The sequence below is a fragment of the Microbispora sp. H10670 genome, from assembly GCF_014161385.1.
Classification (GTDB): Bacteria; Actinomycetota; Actinomycetes; order Streptosporangiales; family Streptosporangiaceae; genus Microbispora; species Microbispora triticiradicis.
Genome location: NZ_JABBWW010000039.1, coordinates 1 through 20291, shown reverse-complemented (window position 1 = coordinate 20291; position 20291 = coordinate 1). Strand labels below are relative to the sequence as shown.

General features: G+C 71.2%; 17 protein-coding genes. 7 read left to right on the top strand and 10 right to left on the bottom strand.

What is annotated here, in order from left to right; all coding sequences use genetic code 11:
* Positions 1–97: 97 nt before the first annotated feature.
* Positions 98–2476: a PHB depolymerase family esterase gene (locus tag HHX33_RS36805; RefSeq protein WP_182877889.1), complete on the bottom strand. Its 2379-nt coding sequence runs from the start codon at positions 2474–2476 to the stop codon at positions 98–100.
* Positions 2477–2834: 358 nt separating this feature from the next.
* Between HHX33_RS36805 and HHX33_RS32290 the strand changes: the two genes are divergently transcribed.
* Positions 2835–3926: a 3-keto-disaccharide hydrolase gene (locus HHX33_RS32290; protein ID WP_220502443.1), complete on the top strand. Its 1092-nt coding sequence runs from the start codon at positions 2835–2837 to the stop codon at positions 3924–3926.
* Between the two features lie 60 nt (positions 3927–3986).
* Here HHX33_RS32290 and HHX33_RS32285 read toward each other — a convergent pair whose 3' ends face one another.
* Genes HHX33_RS32285 through HHX33_RS32275 form a run of 3 tightly spaced genes read right to left on the bottom strand, consistent with a single transcriptional unit; the run spans position 3987 to position 6316 of the window.
* Positions 3987–4643 carry a TetR/AcrR family transcriptional regulator gene (locus HHX33_RS32285; protein ID WP_182877888.1) on the bottom strand — a complete coding sequence of 219 codons (657 nt, stop codon included), beginning with the start codon at positions 4641–4643 and terminating at the stop codon, positions 3987–3989.
* Between the two features lie 49 nt (positions 4644–4692).
* Complete coding sequence (locus HHX33_RS32280) at positions 4693–5529, bottom strand: class I SAM-dependent methyltransferase (protein WP_182877887.1); 837 nt, start codon at positions 5527–5529, stop codon at positions 4693–4695.
* A 10-nt stretch (positions 5530–5539) separates the two neighbouring features.
* Positions 5540–6316: a helix-turn-helix domain-containing protein gene (locus HHX33_RS32275; RefSeq protein WP_182877886.1), complete on the bottom strand. Its 777-nt coding sequence runs from the start codon at positions 6314–6316 to the stop codon at positions 5540–5542.
* A gap of 184 nt (positions 6317–6500) precedes the next feature.
* Between HHX33_RS32275 and HHX33_RS32270 the strand changes: the two genes are divergently transcribed.
* Both HHX33_RS32270 and HHX33_RS32265 read left to right on the top strand, forming a co-directional pair.
* Positions 6501–7709, top strand: a complete 1209-nt coding sequence (locus HHX33_RS32270) for a cytochrome P450 (protein ID WP_182877885.1) — start codon at positions 6501–6503, stop codon at positions 7707–7709.
* 112 nt (positions 7710–7821) lie between these two features.
* A complete protein-coding gene (locus HHX33_RS32265; protein ID WP_310741617.1) occupies positions 7822–8289 on the top strand; it encodes a cupin domain-containing protein in 468 nt (155 codons plus the stop codon).
* Positions 8290–8343: 54 nt separating this feature from the next.
* Here HHX33_RS32265 and HHX33_RS32260 read toward each other — a convergent pair whose 3' ends face one another.
* On the bottom strand, positions 8344–8955 hold the full coding sequence (locus tag HHX33_RS32260) for a TetR family transcriptional regulator (RefSeq protein WP_182877883.1): 612 nt from the start codon (positions 8953–8955) through the stop codon (positions 8344–8346).
* A gap of 109 nt (positions 8956–9064) precedes the next feature.
* Between HHX33_RS32260 and HHX33_RS32255 the strand changes: the two genes are divergently transcribed.
* Complete coding sequence (locus tag HHX33_RS32255) at positions 9065–9850, top strand: SDR family oxidoreductase (protein WP_220502442.1); 786 nt, start codon at positions 9065–9067, stop codon at positions 9848–9850.
* Positions 9851–9965: 115 nt separating this feature from the next.
* Here the strand turns inward: HHX33_RS32255 and HHX33_RS32250 are convergent, their stop codons facing one another.
* Both HHX33_RS32250 and HHX33_RS36800 read right to left on the bottom strand, forming a co-directional pair.
* Positions 9966–12074, bottom strand: coding sequence for a S8 family peptidase (locus tag HHX33_RS32250; RefSeq protein ID WP_182877881.1), 2109 nt, complete (start codon positions 12072–12074; stop codon positions 9966–9968).
* Positions 12075–12180: 106 nt separating this feature from the next.
* A complete protein-coding gene (locus HHX33_RS36800; RefSeq protein WP_259403091.1) occupies positions 12181–12309 on the bottom strand; it encodes a hypothetical protein in 129 nt (42 codons plus the stop codon).
* 394 nt (positions 12310–12703) lie between these two features.
* Between HHX33_RS36800 and HHX33_RS32245 the strand changes: the two genes are divergently transcribed.
* The 3 genes from HHX33_RS32245 to HHX33_RS32235 all read left to right on the top strand — a co-directional run bounded on the left by HHX33_RS32245 (position 12704) and on the right by HHX33_RS32235 (position 16590).
* A complete protein-coding gene (locus tag HHX33_RS32245) occupies positions 12704–14044 on the top strand; it encodes a M1 family metallopeptidase (protein ID WP_182877880.1) in 1341 nt (446 codons plus the stop codon).
* Between the two features lie 455 nt (positions 14045–14499).
* Complete coding sequence (locus HHX33_RS32240; RefSeq protein WP_182877879.1) at positions 14500–15768, top strand: hypothetical protein; 1269 nt, start codon at positions 14500–14502, stop codon at positions 15766–15768.
* Between the two features lie 132 nt (positions 15769–15900).
* Positions 15901–16590: a hypothetical protein gene (locus HHX33_RS32235; protein WP_182877878.1), complete on the top strand. Its 690-nt coding sequence runs from the start codon at positions 15901–15903 to the stop codon at positions 16588–16590.
* A gap of 81 nt (positions 16591–16671) precedes the next feature.
* On the opposite strand, the gene HHX33_RS32230 is transcribed toward HHX33_RS32235, so the two are convergent.
* The 3 genes from HHX33_RS32230 to HHX33_RS32220 all read right to left on the bottom strand — a co-directional run.
* Positions 16672–17496: an SAM-dependent methyltransferase gene (locus HHX33_RS32230; RefSeq protein WP_182877877.1), complete on the bottom strand. Its 825-nt coding sequence runs from the start codon at positions 17494–17496 to the stop codon at positions 16672–16674.
* Between the two features lie 64 nt (positions 17497–17560).
* On the bottom strand, positions 17561–19168 hold the full coding sequence (locus HHX33_RS32225; protein ID WP_182877876.1) for a lectin: 1608 nt from the start codon (positions 19166–19168) through the stop codon (positions 17561–17563).
* 26 nt (positions 19169–19194) lie between these two features.
* Positions 19195–20291: family 43 glycosylhydrolase (locus HHX33_RS32220; RefSeq protein ID WP_182877875.1), on the bottom strand; the 1097-nt coding region annotated here is incomplete at its 5' end.

Here is a 20291-nt window from a genome sequence, read left to right as displayed (position 1 = left end):
GGCCTGGTCCCGGGGGCGCCCCGTGCGTCCCGCACGTACGGGGCGCCCCCGGTCGTGCGCTCCTCCTGGTCAGGAGCGCGTCATCGGGTTTCGCCGGTCAGGACGCGTCGCACGTCAGGCTGGGCGTCTCGGCGCTGCCGCTGCCGGTGAAACCGAAGGTGGTGGTGCCGCCCGCGGCGACCGTGCCGTTGTAGGACTCGTTGCGGACGGTGACAGCCGAGCCGGAGCCGGACCGGACGCCGTTCCACAGCTGGGTGATGGACGGGGAGCCGGACCAGTTCCAGCTCACCGTCCAGCCCCTGATCGCCGAACCGCCCGCCCGCACCGTGACCTCGGACTGGAATCCGCCGGGCCAGGAGTTGACCGTCCGGATCGTCGCGCCGCACCCGCCGGGCTCCGCCGTGGGCGACTGCGACGGGCTGACCGGCGGCGTCGGACTGGGGCTGTCCGAAGGAGACGGGCTCGGGCTGTCGGAAGGCGTCGCGCTGGGGCTCACCGGCGGCGTGGGGCTGGGCGACTCGCTCGGGACGGCGGCGTTGAGGGCGTTGAGGACCGACGTGTAGGCGGCCTTCTTGTTGCCGTTGCCATCGAACAGCAGCGGGGTGTCACCCGAGCGCCACGAGTCGCTGTCACGCACGCCCCACGTGGTGATGCCGTTGCAGCGCGGCACCGCGAGGCAGTCGTTGACCACGCCGGCGTAGGTCTGCGCGGAGGCGCCCTGGATGTCCAGCTCGGTGATCTGCACGTCCACCCCGAGCGCGGCGAAGTTCTGCAGGGTGGTCCGGTAGTTGCCCGGATAGGGGCTGCCGCTGTTGAAGTGTGACTGGAAGCCGACGCAGTCGATCGGCACGCCGCGCTGCTTGAAGTCCTTGACCATGTTGTAGACGCCCTGCGTCTTGGCCCAGGACCAGTTGTCGGTGTTGTAGTCGTTGTAGCAGAGCTTGGCGGCCGGGTCGGCGGCGCGCGCGGTGCGGAAGGCCACCTCGATCCAGTCGTTTCCGGTCCGCTGCAGGTTGGAGTCGCGGCGGCCGCCGCTGCTGTCGTCGTAGGCCTCGTTGACGACGTCCCAGGCGTAGATCTTGCCCTTGTAGTGGGACATGACCCCGTTGATGTGGTCGATCATCGCCTGGCGCAGGCTGCTGCCCGAGAGCGACTGCATCCAGCCCGGCTGCTGCTGGTGCCAGGCCAGGGTGTGGCCGCGTACCTGTTTGCCGTTCTGCACCGCCCAGTTGTAGATCCGGTCGGCGTTGGTGAAGTTGAACTGACCGCGGTTCGGCTCGGTCGCGTCGATCTTCATCTCGTTCTCGGCGGTCACCATGTTGAACTCACGGTTCGCGATGGTCGTGTACTGCGAGTCGCCGAGCTTGCCCGAGGCGATCGCGGTGCCGAAGTAACGGCCGCTGCGGGCCGCCGCCGCGCCGAGCGCGGAGGCGGGCGGACCCGCCGACGGGCTGACCGACGGGCTGGGCGAGGGGCTGGCCGGCGGGGTCGGCGACGGGCTGTCCGGGGGCGTGGGCGACGGGGTGGGAGACGGCGAGGTCGGCGTCGTGCTGTTGAGGCCGAGGAAGTTGATGGCGTAGGCGATCTGGCCGCTGAGAGGCAGCGAGTGGCCCTGGCCGGAGACGCTGACGCCCTCGACGGGCGGCTGCGTGCCGTTACCGCCGTACCGGGTGCGGGTCCAGCCCGACGACGGGGTGTCGGTGGCGGCCGGCGTCTGGCCGACGCCGTTGAGGTTGGTCCACTGCTTGATCTCTTCACCGAAGTTGTTGTAGTTCAGCGTGCTGTCGGTGGTGCCGTGCCACAGCTGCATCCGGGGGTAGGAGCCGCTGTAGCCGGAGTACATCGAGCGGGCCAGGTCCCCCCACTGCTGGGCGGTCTTGCTGACCTGCCCGTTGGCGCACTGGCTGTTCCAGGTGGAGCCGTCGGTCGTCGCGAAGCAGCCCGCCGGGACGCCCATGAACGCCGAGCCCGCCCTGAACACGTCCGGGTACTCGGCGGCGAGCACGTTCGTCATCATCGCGCCGGAGGAGACGCCGCTGACGTAGATCCGGCCGGGGTCCACGTTGTAGCGCGACCGGGCGTAGTCGACCATCGACATGATGCCCACCGGGTCGCTGCCGCCGCCCCGCCTGAGCGCCTGGGGCGAGTACACGTCGAAGCACTGCCCGCTCCGGGTGGCCTCGGGGAACACGATGATGTATCCGTACTGGTCGGCCGCGGTGACGTAGTCCCGGAAGTAGCCGCTGTACAGCGCGGACGCGGTTCCCGTGCAGTAGTGGACGGCGACCAGCAGAGCCGGCCGGGAGGCCACCCGGTCCGGCACGTAGATGTACATGTTGAGGTTGCTCGGATTGTTCCCGAAGCCGGTCACCCGGGTCAGCGAGGCCGCGGCGGCCGGCTGGGCGACCAGTAACGCGGCCATCGCGACCACGGGCATCAGCACGGCCGTCAGCACGGCCACGATGCGTCGTCTCACGTGAGGTTTCCTTCCTTTAATTTTTCAGAAGACTGCCTAAAAGTTTCTGGTGCCACAACCGGCGGCGGTTACGTGGCAAGGGCAATCGAAAGAGCCAAAGCTCATGAGTCGGCCAGGCCGCCTTGGAGGAGTCGGACACCGGAAACTTTCATATGACTACCGAAAAATTCCAACCGCGCGTCACGCGTACGCAGGAGGACGCCGGGAGGCACCGCCACGCCCGCTGTTGACCGCGCTGTCGCACGCCCGTGACAATGTGTGTGCTCCGGGCTCGACGGGTGCCGGCACGCCGGCAGGGCCGGGGCGGTCTTTCGGCCATGACGCGTTCGGCGCCGCGTCCTTGTGAAAGGGACCACGCGTGCGGCTGCCCTGGCGATCCACCGGGCCGACGGCGACGAGGGCCACGGCCGGCACGGGCGTCTCTCGTGCGGGTAGATCGACGCTCGCCGGAGCCCTGCTCGCCGTCGCGGCCGCCGCGAGCAGCGGGATCACGCCTCCGGCGACCGCCGCCCGGGCGGTGTCGTGCGCGGTGCCCGACGCCCGGCCCACGGTCAGGTTCCTGGACGCCGACACCGGCGTGGCGAACCGGCCCGCCGGGGGCGGCTGCACCGTGAACGACCTGGTCGACGACGAGCGCGCGTGGCCGGACCACGGCGCGTTCGTCTCCCACGTGGGCGAGGTCGCCCGGCGGCTCGGCCGCTCAGGGGTGATCGGCGGGCGGGAGCGCGCGGCGCTCACGCGGGCCGCCGCCCGGTCCCGCATCGGCCGGCCGGACGGGCCCAGGCCGTACCGGTGGATCTTCGACGGCACGCGGGCGTCGTTCGGCGACTGGGGCTACGTCGGCGACCGGGGCTTCGCGCTGCGCGACGACGGGACCGTGGTGACCCTGGGCACGCCCACCGGCGGCGGGCTCGGCCTGCTCTGGTACCGGCCGGAGCGGTTCGGCGACTTCTCGCTGCGCCTCCGGTTCCGGGACGAGCGGGCCGGGGACGCTAACGCGAGGTCCAACGGCGGTGTTTTCGTACGGTTCCCCGGTGTGGACCCCGCCGCCGACCCCGAGTGCGGGACCGGCGACCCCGCCTGGGTCGCGGTCAACTGCGGCCACGAGATCCAGATCAACGACACCCCCGAGGGCGGCGCCGGCGACCCCAGCAAGACCGGGTCCGTCTACGGGTTCGCCGACCTCGGCCCGGCCCGGGCCCGGCCGACCGCCAAGAACGTCTGGAACGACCTGGAGATCCGCGTCGTCGGGCAGCACTACACGGTGATCCGCAACGGCGAGGTCGTGAACGAGTTCGACAACAGCCCCGGCCTCCCGTTCCCCGGGCGCCCGGCGGACCCCGGGACGAGCGGCCGCCAGTTCGCCCGGGGTCACATCGGGCTGCAGAACCACGACGGTGAGTCGGTCATCGCGTTCCGCGACATCCGCGTACGCGACCTGGGCCGGTAGGCGGAGCAGGGCGGCTGCCGAGGGGAACGCCGCGGGCCGGACGGCCGGGACGGGCGCGGCTCACCGCCTCCCGAGGCCGTGCAGCACGGCCGCGACCAGATCGTCCAAGCCCGCGTCGTCCGGTCCGGCGGCGCCCGGTGCTGAAGCGGGCGGCGCGGGGGCGGGCGGATCCGCCGGCGGCACGGAGGCCATGGCGGACGTCACCGGCTCGTGGCAAACGCCGACGATCATCCGCGCCGCCGCCTCGACCCGCGCGTCCGGGGCCAGGCGGCCGAGGTCCCGTTCGGCCTTCAGGTAGGCGAGCAGGCGGTCGCGCCAGTCCAGGCCGGGGACGGGCCCGCCGGCGAACCTGGCCAGCACGGCCGGCTGCCCGGCCAGCCCGGCGAGCACCGGCAGGATGCCCGCGTGCAGGGCCATGCCGTACGCCACGAAGGCGCGCAGACCGGCCTCGACGGTGCCGGCGCCCGGTTCGGGAAGGTCGCCCAGGCCGCTCTCGACGGCCCGCACGCGGGCGCGCAGCGCGCACGCCAGCAGTTCCTCCTTGTCGGCGAAGTGGTTGTAGAGCACACCGTCGGCGACTCCGGCCTCCCGGGCGATGGCGCGCACGGTCAGCCCCGCCGCCCCGCGCTCGGCCATCAGCCGCTCGGCGGTGGCGATCAGGTGCTCACGCAGGCTCCGCCCGCCGTCTCGCAGCGCGGCCGCTTTCCTCGGTGACATCACCCCGCATGCTAGTGCGGCGCCCTCGGCCCCGCCCAGGTCGCACGTCTCACCGGACGGCCGTCACGAGCCACGCGGAGCCGGTGAGCCGCAGCGGCCCGCCGGGCTCCTCGAAGCGCCGCAGCGCCGTCTCCAGCGCGTCGAGCGCGCGGGCCGCCGAGGCGTCGTCCACCGCGCGGAGGTGGTGGCGCACGGGCCCCCAGCCGCCGAGGAACTCCGCCGCGTCGGCCGCGTCCCTGCCCCAGATCTGCGGAGCCGTCACGGGCGCGCACCCGGCGTCCCGGAAACCCGCGGCGGCGAGGACGTCCCGGACCCGGTCCGGGTCGGCCAGCGAGGCGGGGCCGCTGCCCGTCTCCGCCGGCCGGAGCGCCGGAACGTGCTCGGCCACGGCGGCGAACACCTCCTCCAGGTCGCCGCTCCCGGCCTGCCGCAGGGACAGGAACGCCAGCCGTCCCCCGGGACGGAGGGCACGGCGGACGTTGGCGAAGGCGGCGACGGGATCGGCGAAGAACATCACCCCGAAGCGGCTCACCGCCACGTCGAACGCCGCGTCCGGGAACGGGTGGACCTGCACGTCGCCGCGCTCGAAGGTCACGTTGCCGACGCCCTCGCGCAGCGCGGCGAGCCGGGCGGTGCGCAGCATCGGCTCGGAGAGGTCGACGCCGGTGGCCCCTCCCGAACCCGCCCGGCGCGCGGCGAGCCGGGTCACCTGACCGTTGCCGCAGCCGAGGTCGAGCACGTGGTCGTGCTCGCCGATCGCCGCCGCGCCGAGGAGCGCGTCGTTGAAGCCGCTGTTCACCGCGTCGTAGCGGTCGCGGTGGGAGGCCCAGTGCTCGCCCTCGTAGCCGTTCCACGCCGCCGCCTGCTCGCTGTTGACGATCACCATGCCTCCAAGATTATGAACAGTCGTTCATGAACCTGTGTTCATAATGCTCGTGGCCGTTCTCCCCCGTCAACGGCTTTCCGGGCGGGGAGCCCGGTGAGCTCTTCCGCCCGTCACAGGTCAGGAGGGCGCGCCAGCGGTCGGCCGACTCGATCATGTCCAGGCTGACCCGCTCCAGGAACGCCCCTCCCCTGGCCAGCCGCTGCCCCACGGGCCCGTCGAGCCCGACCGTCTCCGCCGCGGCGATCGCGACCCGGGCCGCTTCGAGCGTCTGCCGCGTGCCGGTCACGATCGAGTGGTACCACGCCTCGTTGTCGACCACGTAGACGTCGCGACGCCGCCGCGGATCGCGCTCACGCCGGGCGTACCCGTGCTGGACCAGGTAGTTCACGGACATGGAGACGGAGGCCGGGCTGACCTTCAGCCTGCGGGTCAGCTCGGCCGCGGTGCGCCGGCCGTCCTCGGACAGCAACAGGTCGAGGTGCACGCGCGCGATCATCCTCGGGAGGCCCGTCCGCACGGCCATCTCGATGATCTCCTCTTCCATCGCGCCACCCGGTGGTCCCGCCGTGTGCGAGGGCGCCGGGGCGCCGCGCCGCGCCCGCCGGGCCGTCGCCTGGTGCGCCTGCTGGGGCCGGTAGCCGCCGGGGCCGCCGTTGCGCCCGACCTCCCGGCTGATCGTCGAGGTCGGCCGGCCGAGCCGCCTGGCGATCTCCGCGTAGGAGAGCCCGTCGGCGAGCCCGGCCGCGATGCGCTGACGCTCCTGCTGGGTCAGTCGTCCTCCTGGCATGCCGCCAGTATTGCCTTCGCCTCCATTCATTGCAACGCACTGTTGCATTCACCTCCAGTGCCATTGCATCAAATTATCGCCGTCTAGCTGGGCAAAGGCCAACTATGACATTGACATCTACCCTGAACGCAACGTAGCTTTCGCTATGCATCAAACACGTACTATCGCGAAAAGAGGAACGGCGATGGGCGACTCCCTCCACACCGTCACGACGCTGCCGACGGCCCGTCGGCCCGGCTGCCCCTTCGACCCGCCGAAGGAGCTCATCCAGGCCCGCGAGCACGGCCCCATCAGCCGATTCCCCTTCCCCGACGGACACCAGGGCTGGCTGATCACCGGATACGACCTGGTCCGGTCGGTTCTCGCCGACCCGCGGTTCAGCTCGCGCAGGGAGCTCATGCGTCACCACCCGCTGGTCGACTACGGGGACGTCGAGGTGCCGCCGGCGCCGCCCGGCGAGTTCCTGCTGATGGACGAGCCGCAGCACGGGCGCTATCGCAGACCGCTGGTGGGCAGGTTCACCGTCCGGCGGATGCGACAGCTCACCGAGCGCGTCGAACGAATAACCGCCGACCACCTGGACGCCATGGAGCAGGCCGGGCCGCCGGCCGATCTGGTGACCGCGTTCGCCAGGCCCATCCCCTCCATCGTGATCTGTGAGCTGCTGGGCGTGCCGTACGAGGACCGGGGCCGCTTCCAGGACCAGATCGACAAGTTCCTCGGCGGAGAGGCCGGCGACGAGGAGCTGATCGCGGCCTACACCGCGACCCAGCGGTATCTCGCGGAGCTGGTGGCCGCCAAGCGCGCGAACCCCACCGACGACGTGCTCAGCGACCTCACCGACAGCGACCTGACCGACGAGGAGCTGAGGGGGATGGCCCTGATCCTGCTGTCGGCCGGATTCGACACCACCGCGAACATGCTGGCGCTGGGCACCTTCGCGCTGCTGAGCCACCCGGCGCAGCAGGCCGCGTGGCGCGCCGATCCCGCGCTCACCGACCAGGCCGTGGAGGAGCTGCTGCGGTATCTGAGCGTCGCCAAGACGTTCATGAGGACGGCGCTGGAGGACGTCGAGCTGGCCGGCCGGACCATCGAGGCCGGCACGACGGTCATCCTGTCCTACAACACCGCCAACCGCGACCCCGAGCGCTTCGCCGACCCCCACGTGCTCGACCTCCGCAGGGAGAACGGAGGGCACCTGGCCTTCGGCCACGGCATCCACCAGTGCCTGGGCCAGCAGCTGGCCCGCGTCGAGATGCGGGTCGCCTTCCCCGCGCTGCTCGACCGCTTCCCCACGCTCCGCCTGGCCGTGCCGGCCGAGGAGGTCGGCCTGCGCCCCGAGACCGCCGACATCTTCGGGGTCAAGAGCCTGCCCGTGACCTGGGACGCGTGATCCCCGCGGGGACTCGCCGGCGTCGCCGGACCGTTTACCGTTCACCCGGAAGATTCCGGCACGTCCTACTGGTTTGATGGGTGAATACCCGTCGCCACCGGAGGAGCGCCACGTGAGCAGCAGGATCGTCCTTCCCGAGGACCCGTTCCACCGCAGGCTGCACCACGTGGCGCCGGCCGGTCTGACGTCCGAGACCGCGCAGACGGGCGGGATGACCCGGCGCGCCGCCATCAGCGGCGCCACCGTCGGTTCGAGCCGCCTGTGGATGGGCCAGACGCATGTGGCCCCGGGAACCGTCTCGGCGAACCACCACCACGGCGACTCCGAGACCGCCATCTACGTGGTCAGCGGCACCCCGTCGTTCGTGTTCCTCGACGTCGACGCGGAGGAGCCGCGGGAGGTGCGGATCGACACGAAGCCGGGAGACTACATCTTCGTGCCTCCGTTCGTGCCCCACCGGGAGGAGAACCCGGACCCCGGCCTGGAGGCCGTCGTCGTCATCGCCCGGAGCACCCAGGAGGCCATCGTGGTCAACCTGCCGGAACTGAAGTGGACCGGCCCGGTCCGGACCACGGCCTGACAGGTGCCGGCGGTCAGGCCGTACCCGCTCCCCGGGAACCGGCCGCGGGGAGCGTCATATCGCACCGAACACCTCTGGGGCGGCGGCGAGCGCACGAGCGACTTCGATCACCGTCTCACGGCGCCGGGCCAGAGCCGCCTGGTCGGTCTCCTCGTCCAGGACGAGGCGGCACATGCGGGGCACCGCGAAGTTCCAGGCGATCAGTCCCATGAGAGTGAACAGCAGGTCCTGGGCGGCGCGGACGCGCGCACGCTCGGGAAGATGGGGGGCGACGCCCTCGCCCGCGAGATGGCGCACCTTCTCGCGGAAACCGTCACGGCGTTCCCGCTCGCTCTCGGCGACTTCGTCGCACATCTCCAGCGCCTCCCAGAGCAGCAGCCTGATCAGCTCCGGGTGCTCCCGGTACCAGTCGAAGATCTGCCCCACCGACTCGGCCACCGCGTCGGGATCTATGGAGACGGAGACGCGGACCTCCTCCAGCTTCGCCCGCAGGACGGCCGCGAACAGCTTCTCCTTGCCGCCGTAGTACAGGTAGATGGCCTGCTTGTTGGCCTTGGCGGTCGTCGCGATCCGGTCGACCCTGGCCCCCGCGAGTCCGTGCTCGGCGAACTCGGCGGCGGCGGCTTCGAAGATCCGTCGCCTGGTGTGCTCCGCGTCGTAGGCCATGGACGGATTAAACCATCCGGTTGACTCCCCTCCGTACAGACGGCAGGATCGGCGCCAGAAATAAAACAACCAGATGGTTTATTTCATCGGAGGCTCTCCAGTGACAACCATGGCTCCCATCCCCGTTCGTACGCCGCTGCCGGGCGCCCTCTCCGGCAGGACCGCGGTCCTCGTCGGCGGCAGCTCGGGCATCGGCCTGGCGGCGGGCGTCCTGCTGCGTTCGGTCGGCGCCCGCGTCGTGCTGGTCGGCCGCGACCCCGGCCGCCTGAAGGCCGCCGTCTCCCGGGTGCGGAGCGCGGGCCCGGCCGAGGATCCCGACGACGCCGTGCTGGCCGTCCCCGGTGACGCCGGGGACGAGCGGACCCTCGCCGAGGCCTTCGACAAGGCGGGGCACGCCGACCACGCGCTCGTCACCGCGGGCGGCCTCAGCGGAGCCGGCCCCCTGACCGGCCTGTCGGCCGACGACATCCGCACGACCCTCGGTTCCCGCCTCTGGCCGGCCTTCGCCGTCGCCCGCGCGGCGGCGGACCGGCTTCCGCCGGGCGGCTCGCTCACCTTCAGCTCCGGGATCCTCGTGGTCCGCCCCGCCCCCGGGCTGACCGCCCCGCTGTCGGTCGCCGGCGCCGTGGAGACCCTCACCAAGGCCCTCGCCGTGGAACTCGCCCCTGCACGGATCCGCGTGAACACCGTCCGCTTCGGCCGCATCGACACGCCGCTCATCCGCTCGCGGCCCGGACTCGACTCCGACGCCGCGATCGCCGCCGCCGGGTCGACCGCTCCCCTCGGCCGCATCGGCACGGCCGAGGAGGCCGCCGCCGCGGCCCTCTTCCTCATGGCCAACAACTACGTCACCGGCCAGGTCGTCACCGTCGACGGCGGCGAGTCCCTCACCTGAACCGGCCCGGAGGCCCCCCGCGGGACCGGCCCGGGCCGCGACCGCGGCTTCGTACGCCGCCGGAAACGGAGAACCCCGGCCGGAAGGCGTCCGGCCGGGGTCTCGTCAGCAGGTGCTAGAAGCTGGGGTAGATGTCGTAGGTCCCGCCGCCGACACCGTAGTAGTTGGAGCCGGTGGCCCAGACGGTGTCGTTGATCAGCGGCTTGTACAGGAACGCCTGTCCGGTGGCGAGGTTGAACCCGCACTCCCACAGGCCGGCCGCGGTGTTGACGCAGTTCTGCCCGCTGGACCAGCTCAGCGGCGAGTCACCGCGGAGGGTGATGGTGTTGCCCGCGCCGGGGTTGTAGTGGACGCGGACCGTGGTGTTGTAGGTGGAGGTCGCCTGGATGCGGCCGCCCAGCGCGGTGCGCACCGACGCGCCGCCGGAGGACGTGGCGGTCAGGACGCCCCCGAAGAGGCTGATCGCCGAGCTCACCTGGTGCAGGGTGACGGTCACCTGCGCGGTGCCGTTCGCGGGCACCGTCACGGTGCTCGCGCTCAGGGTGAACAGGCCCGACGGGGCGGCCGTCGTCCCGGCCGCGTCGGTCGCGGACACGGCCAGGTTCAGCGTCACCGCGGAGGTCGTGTCGTTGGTGTAGGTCACGGTCTGCGTGGCGGTGGGCTGGGCCGCGGTGACCGACAGCGCGGCGCTCGGCGGGTTGGCGGTGAGCGACTGGCTGACCGCCCGGGCCGCGTTGACCCGGCCGGTGCCGTACGTGTACGGGGTGGAGCCGGCGGCGGCCGCGGCGGTGCCCATCAGGGCGTCCTTCAGCCGCTGCGCGCCCCAGGCGGGGTGACGCTGCTTGACGAGCGCGGCCGTCCCGGCGACGTGCGGCGTCGCCATCGAGCACCCGCTCATCGTGCCGTAGCCGCCGCCGGGCACGGCCGCGGTGATGTCCACGCCGGGGCCGGTCATGTCCGGCTTCAGGCCCTGGTCGCCCACCGGACCGCGGCTGGAGAAGCCCGCCACGGTGTCGGTCAGGTCCACCGCGCCCACGGTCAGCGCCTTGTCGGCGACGCCGATGGAGCTGATGGTGGACGTGCCGGAGCCGTAGTTGCCCGAGCAGACCACGAACAGCGCGTTGTACTCGGAGGTCAGGCTGTTGATCGCCGTCGCGATCGGGTGGTCGGGGTAGCCCGGGCCGCTCTGGATGCTCATGCTGACGATCTTGACGCCCTGCTGGCCGACCGCCCAGTTCATCCCGTCGATGATCCAGGAGTCGTAGCCCCAGTTCTCGTCGTTGAGGACCTTGCCGATGACCAGGTCGGCGCCGGGGGCGACCCCCTTGTACAGGCCCCCGGAGGCGGCGCCGGTCCCGGCTACGGTCGAGGCGGTGTGCGTGCCGTGCGACTGGCCGTCCTCGACCCCGTTCGCGTTGCCGGTGAAGTCCGCGGAGGCGACGACCTGGTTGACCAGGTCGGGATGGTCGGTGTCGTACCCGCTGTCCAGCACCGCGACCTTGACGCCGGTGCCGTCGTACCCGCTCGCCCACGCCGTCGGCGCGCCGATGTGCGGGACGCTCTGGTCGAGCCCGGCCGTCACCCTGCCGTCCAGCCACAGCTTGGTGACACCGCCCTGCAGGCCGGTGGGCCTGGCGGAGCCGCCGGTGAGGCCGCGCCAGGCGTCGGGCGCGGTCTTCTTCCCGATGGCGAGCGCGCTGATGCCCAGCCGGGGGAAGACGCGCCGGCTCTTGGCCGCCCCGCCGAACGCGGCACGGGCCCGGTCGGCGTTCTCGGTGGTCGTGCTCTTGCCGTACGTGGTCATGACCGGGATGGACTGGCTGCGCTCGTCGTCATAGCCGTCCGCGATCAGGGTGCCGACCTCGAAGAGCTCGGGGTCGAGGCGGCCGGCCTTGATGAGGGCGGCCGCGTCCGAGGGGACCACCGACACCTGGTCACCGCGGTCGGTGACGTCGAACGTGATCCCCGTACGCCCCTCCCCCGGCTCGGCCGACAGGACGCGCAGGTCGTTGCCTTCCAGACGCGCCCGCACGGTGTCGCCGGTGACGAGGGTGACGGTGTGGTCCCCGGCCGGGGACGCCGCGGCGGCTCCCGTCGCCGCGGAAGAGCCGGAGGGGACCGCACCGGAGAGGGCCGGCGGGACGGTCTGCGCCGCGGCGGACACGGCGGGCAGGCCGAGAAGGGCGGCCGTCGTGAGGGCGACGGCCATGGATGAACTTCGCAAGGGTTGTCTCCCGGTTGCTGCGAGTTGATCAATGCGGCATCAGGCTAGGCTTTTCCGGGGTTATTGGGAATTGTGCGAAATTCGTGTTTTTGAGCGGACTTCGTGATCAAAAAATCGGCGTGTCGCGCGCCGCTGAAATCGGTTTCAGTGGTGGCGGGCCGGACCGTACGACGAGATCGGCAGCGAGCCGCGCGTCTGTGGTCTCGATCACGCCCGACGACGTTGTCTTCTCCACCGGCCCTGGTGTACGGGCCGCCCGCCCGCCCCGCATCCCTGACCGCCCGGCACCGGATCCGAGTTTCGAACGGCGGAACATTGCGTGAAAGCCGTGTAACCAGAGTTTTTGTTCGTTGAAATTTTGGCCATTTCAGGTCCGGTCACCGGCAATGACGGCGCGGGGCGTTCCCGATATGACATCGAGGAGACGACGCCGTTTCACGCGGGCGGAAAGGACGACCGAAAACGGCCGTACGAACCGCTCAGAATGCGACTCGGCGGCGCCGCCGGCGTCGTGCCCGGACGCGGCGGGGGTGGGCGACCGGCGTGGAGGTCCATTGACCGGCTGTTGACAAAAAGTTAGATTACGTCGGCAGATTCGGGGGCCGGGTACCTGAAGGGAGACCGTCCTCATGCTGCGACGAGTCCTGATCTCCGCCGCGGCCGCGGCGTCGCTCCTCGTCCTGGGTGTCCCGCCGGCGGCCCACGCCGCGGACGGCATCCGGACGCCGTCGAAGCCCTCCTACACCGTCACCCTGAGCAGCAACACCTCGGGCACGACCTGGACGGGGCACGAAAGCGTCACCTTCACGAACGCGTCCGCCGACCCCCTGACGGAGGTCTACCTCCGGTTGTGGGACAACGCCCACGGGTCGTGCCCGTCCACCCCGATCACGGTGACCAACGTGACCGGGGGCACGCCGTCCGCCCTCTCGGCCGGCTGCACCGCGATGAAGATCACGCTGCCCGCTGCCCTCGCCCAGAACCAGAGCGCCTCGGTCGGGTTCGATCTCAGCATCGTGGTGCCCAGCGGCGCCGACCGCTTCGGCCGCGACGGGTCGTACAACTTCGTCGGGAACGCGCTGCCGGTCCTGGCGGTCCGGGACGCGAGCGGATGGCACCTCGACCCCTACACGAACAACGGAGAGTCCTTCTACGCGCTCATCAGCGACTACGACGTCACGCTCGACCACCCGACGTCGCTGCTCGTGCCCGCGACCGGCACCTCCGTCGACACGCCGGGCGCCTCCGGCCGCACGGTCACCAGGGCCACGGCGAAGAACGTCCGTGAGTTCGCCTGGGGTGCCGGGCCGTTCACGAAGACCACCAGCACCACGACCACCGGCGTCACGGTGAACGTCTACCGGGTGAGCTCGATCAGTTCGAGCAGCGCGAGTTCGATGATGACCACGGCGAAGAACGCCCTGGTCGCCCATGCCGGGCGGTTCGGCGCGTTTCCGTACGCCGAGGTGGACGTGGTGCTGGACAACAACTTCTGGTTCGGCGGCATGGAGTATCCCGGCTTCGTGCTCGACGTGATCAGCTCCACGGCGCTCGCCCACGAACTGGCCCACCAGTGGTGGTACGGCATCGTCGGCGACGACGAGTACACCAGCCCGTGGCTGGACGAGTCGTTCGCCGACTACGCCACCGACCTCTACAACGGCCTCTCCGGCACCAACTGCTGGAACAGCGTCTCCTGGCAGTCGTCCGCGGAGAAGATCACCAACTCGATGGCCTACTGGGACGCCCACCCGAGCCGGTACTCGACGGTCGTCTACGGCTACGGCAAGTGCGCGCTGCACGACCTGCGGCGCGCGATCGGCACGACGGCCATGGAGAACCTCCTGAGAAACTACGCCGCCGCCCACTGGTACGGGGTCTCGACCACGGCGGACTTCAAGGCCGCGGCCCAGGCCGCGACCTCGGCCGACCTGTCGTCGTTCTGGACCACGCACCGCATCGACGGCTGACGGCGAGACGGATCGCGATCCGGCCGGGCCCGCCCGGCCGGATCGCGATCTCGGCGTGCGCCCGGAGGGCCGTCGCACCGCCGCGGCAGTGGCCCGCGCCCCCGGCCCACGCCCTCGGCCCGCGCCGTATTCTCACGCGCTCTTTTCCCCGCGCGGACGGCCCGGATGGTTGTTCAGGGCTCCCTTCATCCCCGCTTTCGGTTCACCAATTCCGCTCCGCCGAAGACATTCCGATACGGGATATTCGGGTAGCGCGGAAGTCCCCGCAGGCAGCGCCATCACCGCAGCACAGGGCACTGACGAGGCTCGCATAATTCTCGACCACAATCCCCGTATACGGCTGTCTGACTTCGCGCAATACCGCCGGTAGACCTCTGCGTCAAGCCATTGATCGGACCCGCAATTCGTGAAATACCGGATTCGCCCCGATCGAATCGGCAAGGAGGAAATCCTTCGTGAAACTCTCCCCCACCACCAGGACCACAGGACGCTTCGCCCGCCTCGCGACCGCGCTCGGCGCCGGCCTCGTCCTCGTGGCCGTCGCCGGTGCTCACCCGGCCGCCGCACAGGACCCGGGCAAGGACACCACGACACAGGCCATCGAGCCCGCCGGTGCGGTGCCCGGCGGCTTCGCGTCCTGGAAGGACCTCCTCGCGACCCAGGAGCGGCTGGTCCGCGCCGCGGACCGCATCACCGCCGCCGTCGCGCAGGAGCGGAACGGCGGCGGCTACGCCGGCATCGTGGTCGCCCCCGAGAACCACGAGCTGCGCCTGTACTGGAAGGGCCGCACCTCCCAGGCGATCGACGGGCTCGTCGGCCAGCTGCGCGGCGACGTCGCGGTGAGCGTCCTGCCCGCCCGGCACTCCGCGGCGGAGCTCACCGCCGCGATGGCCCGGATCACCAAGAGGGCCGGCAGCGCGATCACGTCCATCGCGCCCCGCGTGGACGGCTCCGGCCTCACCGTCACCGGCGTCGACGCCGGCAGGGCCCGCTCGGCGGCGTCGGGCGAGACCGTGCCGATCACCGTGGAGGCGGGCGTCCGCCCGCAGCTGGCCACCCGCTGGAACGACTCACCGCCCTGGTACGGCGGCGGCGCGTGGCAGTCCCCCGGCGGAGGCTGCAGCACCGGCTTCGCGGTGACCTACGGCGGGTCGAGCAAGATCCTGTCGGCGGGTCACTGCGCCGCGGCGGGCAACACGGCCACCGACCCCACCGGTGAGGTGATCGGCAGTGTCACCCAGGACAACAACGGCCTGGACGTCCTGCTGATCAACACCAGCGCCGCGGGCCGGGTCTTCAACAACCCCGTCGGCAACGTGTCCACCGAGTACAACAACCCGGTCATCGGCACCACCAGCAGCTACGTCGGCATGTGGCTGTGCACCTCCGGCGCCTACTCCGGCACCAACTGCAGCATCCAGGTCCAGCAGACGGGCGTGACCATCAACGTCGGCTACCTGATCACGGGCACCGTCCGCGCCGAGCAGACGGCCCACACCAACGCCGTCGGGCAGGGCGACAGCGGCGGCTCGGTGGAGGTCGTCAACTCCGCCAACACCAGCCAGGTGTACGCGGCGGGCGTCAACACCGCCATCGACACCAGCACCGCCGTCACCTGCACCGGCTACGTGACCAGCGGCCGGACCTGCGCCTGGCGGATGTACTACTCGCCGTGGAGCAACGCGACCTCCGCGTTCCCCGGCATCGCGATCACACTCGGCTGAGCCGGCCGACCGGCCTGGCATCGGGCGGGACCGCGGCGCGACCGCGGTTCCGCCCCCGCCACCACCACGGCCCGTACCCTCAGCGAGGAGGGTGCGGGCCACAGTGGCTCACACTGACAGGAAGGGCGGCCCATGAACCGGCACAAGCAGGACGATCCGGTCACCGGAGGGGCCGTGGCGGGCCTGGGTGCCACCGCGCCCCCGCGACGCCGGGCGAAGATCGCCGGCAGGGCCGGAGCGGCGCTGCTCGGGGCGCTGGCCGCGGGGTGCCTGCTCACCACGGCGGCCTGCGCGTCGCCGGCCTCCGGCGGAGGCGGCCCCGCGGCCCCGGGCGGGGCGGGCGGCGCGTCGGACACGACGGGCCGCGCGGTGGGCGACACGCCGGGCGGCGCACCGGTCGACCAGGTGAAGCTCGCCCGGACCGCGGACCGGATCGACGCGATCCTGCGGCGAGACTTCCCCCGGCACTACGCCGGGGTCGTCCTCGCCCCCTCGGGACACCGCCTGATCGTCTACCGGCGACCGTCGGCCACCCTGGACGCGGCGCTGCGCAGACGGTTTCCGGGGGCGCCGGTTCAGATCCGCGACGCCCCGCACGCGGCCCGCGAACTGGACGCGCTGGCCGCCCGCGTGCGCGGCGACATCGGCTACTGGCGCCGGCGCGGGGTGTCCGTCACCTCCGTGGCCGTCCGTCCCGACGGCACCGCGGTGGAGGTCGGCGTCACCGGCGTGGCCCGGGCCTCCGCCGCGCTGCGGCGGCGGTACGGCTCCGCGCCGCTGAAGGTCGTCGAGGCGGGGCCCACGCTCATCCCGGCACGCTGAGGCCCGTGCGGTCCCGCCTCACGGGACCGCACGGGCCGGCCGGCCTGCGCCGGTGCGAGGATGCCTGCCGTCAGGGCGCCGTCAGGGCTTCACGGCGACGCCGCCGTAGGCCCAGGCGTGCCCGCCCGGGATGTACTCGTAGCCGTCGTCCGGCCGCCACCGCACCACTTCGACCAGGCCCGGGTCGATCACCCGCCAGCCGTCGAAGAACGGCAGCACCTCGGCGAGCGTACGGGGCACCATGGGGGCGGTGCTGTTGTCGTACGGCTTGGTGAACTCCTCCCGGTCCACCTTGGGGGCGAAGTCGAGCGTGATGTGCGACAGCAGCAGGTGGCTGCCCGGGGGGACCGCCTCCTTGAACCGCTCGACCAGCGCGTACGGCCCCTCGTCGTCGGGGAGGAAGTGCAGGACCCCGGCCAGGATGACGCCCACCGGGCGGGTGAAGTCGATCACCTCCCGGACCTCCGGGTGGGACAGGATCGTCTCCGGCTCCCGCATGTCGGCCTCGATCACCGTCGTCGCCCCGGCCGAGCTGCCCCGCAGGAGTGCGCGGCCGTGGACCAGGACGATCGGGTCGTTGTCGACGTAGGCCACCTTGGCCCGCGGGTTGGCCTCCTGCGCGATCTCGTGGGTGTTGCCCTGGGTGGGGATGCCGGTCCCGATGTCGAGGAACTGCGTGATCCCCGCCTCCGCCGCGAGGTAGCCCACCGCACGGCGCAGGAAGGCCCGGTGGGCCTGGACGCCCTCCCGCGTGCCCGGCGACATCTTCAGGAGCTGCTCGGCGGCCTCACGGTCGGCCGCGAAGTTGTCCTTGCCGCCCAGCAGATAGTCGTACACCCGCGCCGGATGGGGGATGCTCGTGTTTATTCGCGAGGCAGCGGACTCGTGGGCCGTCGAGTGGGACATACGTGCTCCTTGCCGTCCCTCGCCGGGGGATGGTCCCCCGGCGAGAAAGGTCACCGTGTAGGGGTCAGACGCGGGTCCATCGCTGGTTCGCGCCGCCGTTGCAGGACCAGATTGTCAGCTTGGTGCCGTTCGCGGTGGCGTTGTTGGGCACGTCGAGGCACTTGTTCGCGCCGACGGCGGTGATGGTGCCGTCCGCGTTGAAGCGCCACTGCTGGTTGTTCTGGCCGTTGCAATCCCAGATGATCACATTAGTGCCATCCGCCGTGCCCCGGTTGTTCACATCCAGGCACTTGTTGCCGTACACGCGCAGCTCGCCAGAGCTGGTCTGGGACCACCGCTGGTTCGTCTGGCCGTTGCAGTCCCAGATCTGCGCCTGCGTGCCGTTGGTCTGCGAGGCGACGTCCAGGCACCTGCTGGAACCCACCCCCTTGATCGCGCCGGTCGGGCCCGGAGGCGTCGGCGTGGCCGACGGCGTGGCTGAGGGCGTGACGATTCCCCCACCGGTCACGACGTACATGGCGGCCCCGTGCGCGGGCACGGACGCGCTGATCGTGCCCGTCGAGGAGCCGGTGCTGTGCGCCCACAGGTCGCGGACCGAGTAGGAGGACGCGGCGCCGAGACCCAGGGCGGAGGTGGTGGTGGACACCGTCGCCGTCGAGGTGCCCCGGTTGAGCAGCACGACCGCGACGGATCCGTTCGACATCGGCTTGCGCCAGACCTCCAGGTTCCCGTTGTCGCTGATCTTGCTGCCCTGCCGGCCGCCCCAGTCCTGGTTCACGGCGATGACCTCGGTGTTGGTGAGGATCGTCCGGGTGTCGGCGCTCATCGTGCGCAGGTCGTTGCCCGCGATGAGCGGGGCGTTCAGCAGCGCCCACAGGCTGAAGTGCGCCCGGCCCTCGGTGCCGGTGATCGAGCCGTTGCCGACCTCCAGCATGTCGGGGTCGTTCCAGCCGCCCGGCCCCGAGTACGCCTCAAGTCCGACCTGCTGGTCCAGGATGCCCATGACCGAGTTCCAGTTCGCCTGGATGTCGCCGGTGTTGCGCCAGGAGTTGCCGGTCTGCATGCCCCAGGTCCAGACGCTCTCCTGGCCCCAGTTGCACAGGCTGAACAGGATCGGGCGTCCGGTCGCGGCCAGCGCGTCGCGCATCGCCTGGTACCGCTGCTGCCCGTTCTTGCCCTGGTGGTCGCCGCAGTTGTCGTACTTGAGGTAGTCGACGCCCCAGGACGCCCACAGGGCCGCGTCACGCCGCTCGTTGCCGAGGCTCGCCGGGTAGCCCGCACAGGTCGTGAGACCCGCCGACGAGTAGATGCCGAGCTTCAGGCCCTTGGAGTGGACGTAGTCGGCCACGGCCTTGATGCCGTTGGGGAACTTCTGCGGGTCCGGCACCAGGTCGCCGCTGGCGTTGCGGCTCTTGGTGGACCAGCAGTCGTCGATGTTCACGTACTGGTAGCCCGCCGCCGCCATGCCGCTCGACACCATGATGTCCGCGGTCTGCCGGATCAGGCTGTCGTTGACGTTGCAGCCGAAGCTGTTCCAGTCGTTCCAGCCCAGCTGGGGCGTACGGGCGAGCCCGTTGTCCAGGGCCGCGGCCGGGGTTGTCGCACCGCCGACCGCGACCAGGGATCCGGCGGCGAGTGCCGCCGCCATCGCCCAGCGGAGAATCCTGCCCATCTGACTGCTCCTCAGCATCGTGTTCGTCAGGGGGTGGTGAGGTCGAACCTGTTGACGGTGACCGAGCCGCCCAGGGACTGGGTGGCGTAGTTGAAGATGCCGAAGCGGTAGCCCATGAAGAACTGCCAGGCGTTGCCCATCGTGAAGGCGGGGCCGAAGGAGGTGAAGTTCACCCCGTCGGTGCTGTAGGAGAACTTGGCCTGGCGGCCGCTGCCGGGCCGGATGTCGGCGTTGACCCGTAGCCAGATCCGCCCGCCGGACACGGCGGTGGAGGCCACCTCGGTGCCGGTGGAGGTGGTCTGCCAGCTGCCGTTCATGGTCAGGTTGTTGGTCGCGACCAGCCGGGTCTGGCCGTTGTCGCGCCGTACGCCGATCCAGGCCGAGGAGTCGCGCAGCATCGCCAGCCCCGCCCGGTCACCGTCGCGCATCTGGGAGTAGTCCAGCTGGATCGTCGCCGTCGAGGACGGCCCGAGGATGCGGTGGGAGAGGGTGTTGCGGGCCGAGTACAGGTCGTTGGTAACGGTGGCGGTCTGCAGCCGCAGTCCGCTGCCGACGCTGAACTTGGTGGTGTCGGGGTTGTGGTTCCACTCCCACTCCGGCCCCAGCTCCGTGCCCGTGAACGTGTCGGTCCCGGTCGGCGACTTCACCTGACGCGGTGTGACCGGGTTCGGGTAGGAGGCGCCCCAGCCGCCGTTGACGGTCTGCACGGTCGGCCATCCGTCGGAGGTCCAGGTGATCGGGGCCAGGACGGGGATCCGGCCACCGGGGTAGGCGTCCTGGAAGGCCATGTAGTACCAAGCGCCGTTCTGGGTCTGCACCAGGCCGCCCTGGTGCGGCACGCCGCCGCCGGAGACCGGGCCGGACATGTTCAGCAGGACCTGGCGCATCTCGTACGGGCCGAAGGGCCCGTTGGTGGACTTCAGGATGTACTGGCCGTTGGCCGGGCGGGTGACGAAGATGTAGTAGTTCCCGTTGCGCTTGTACATCCGCGAGCCCTCCAGCGTGCCGACGCTGGAGGGGGTGGAGAACACCTGCTGGCTGCGGACCTCGCTCTTGCCGTCGGCCGACAGCTGGGCCACGCTGATCTGCGTGTTGCCGTAGGCGACGTACATCGTGTCGTTGT

Coding starts and splice junctions, on each gene's coding strand:
- HHX33_RS32225 (WP_182877876.1), bottom strand. CDS start 19,168: ATGGGCAGGATTCTCCGCTGGGCGATGGCGGCGGCACTCGCCGCCGGA.
- HHX33_RS32255 (WP_220502442.1), top strand. CDS start 9,065: ATGGCTCCCATCCCCGTTCGTACGCCGCTGCCGGGCGCCCTCTCCGGC.
- HHX33_RS32245 (WP_182877880.1), top strand. CDS start 12,704: ATGCTGCGACGAGTCCTGATCTCCGCCGCGGCCGCGGCGTCGCTCCTC.
- HHX33_RS32275 (WP_182877886.1), bottom strand. CDS start 6,316: ATGCCAGGAGGACGACTGACCCAGCAGGAGCGTCAGCGCATCGCGGCC.
- HHX33_RS32285 (WP_182877888.1), bottom strand. CDS start 4,643: ATGTCACCGAGGAAAGCGGCCGCGCTGCGAGACGGCGGGCGGAGCCTG.
- HHX33_RS32270 (WP_182877885.1), top strand. CDS start 6,501: ATGGGCGACTCCCTCCACACCGTCACGACGCTGCCGACGGCCCGTCGG.
- HHX33_RS32260 (WP_182877883.1), bottom strand. CDS start 8,955: ATGGCCTACGACGCGGAGCACACCAGGCGACGGATCTTCGAAGCCGCC.
- HHX33_RS32235 (WP_182877878.1), top strand. CDS start 15,901: ATGAACCGGCACAAGCAGGACGATCCGGTCACCGGAGGGGCCGTGGCG.
- HHX33_RS32230 (WP_182877877.1), bottom strand. CDS start 17,496: ATGTCCCACTCGACGGCCCACGAGTCCGCTGCCTCGCGAATAAACACG.
- HHX33_RS32280 (WP_182877887.1), bottom strand. CDS start 5,529: ATGGTGATCGTCAACAGCGAGCAGGCGGCGGCGTGGAACGGCTACGAG.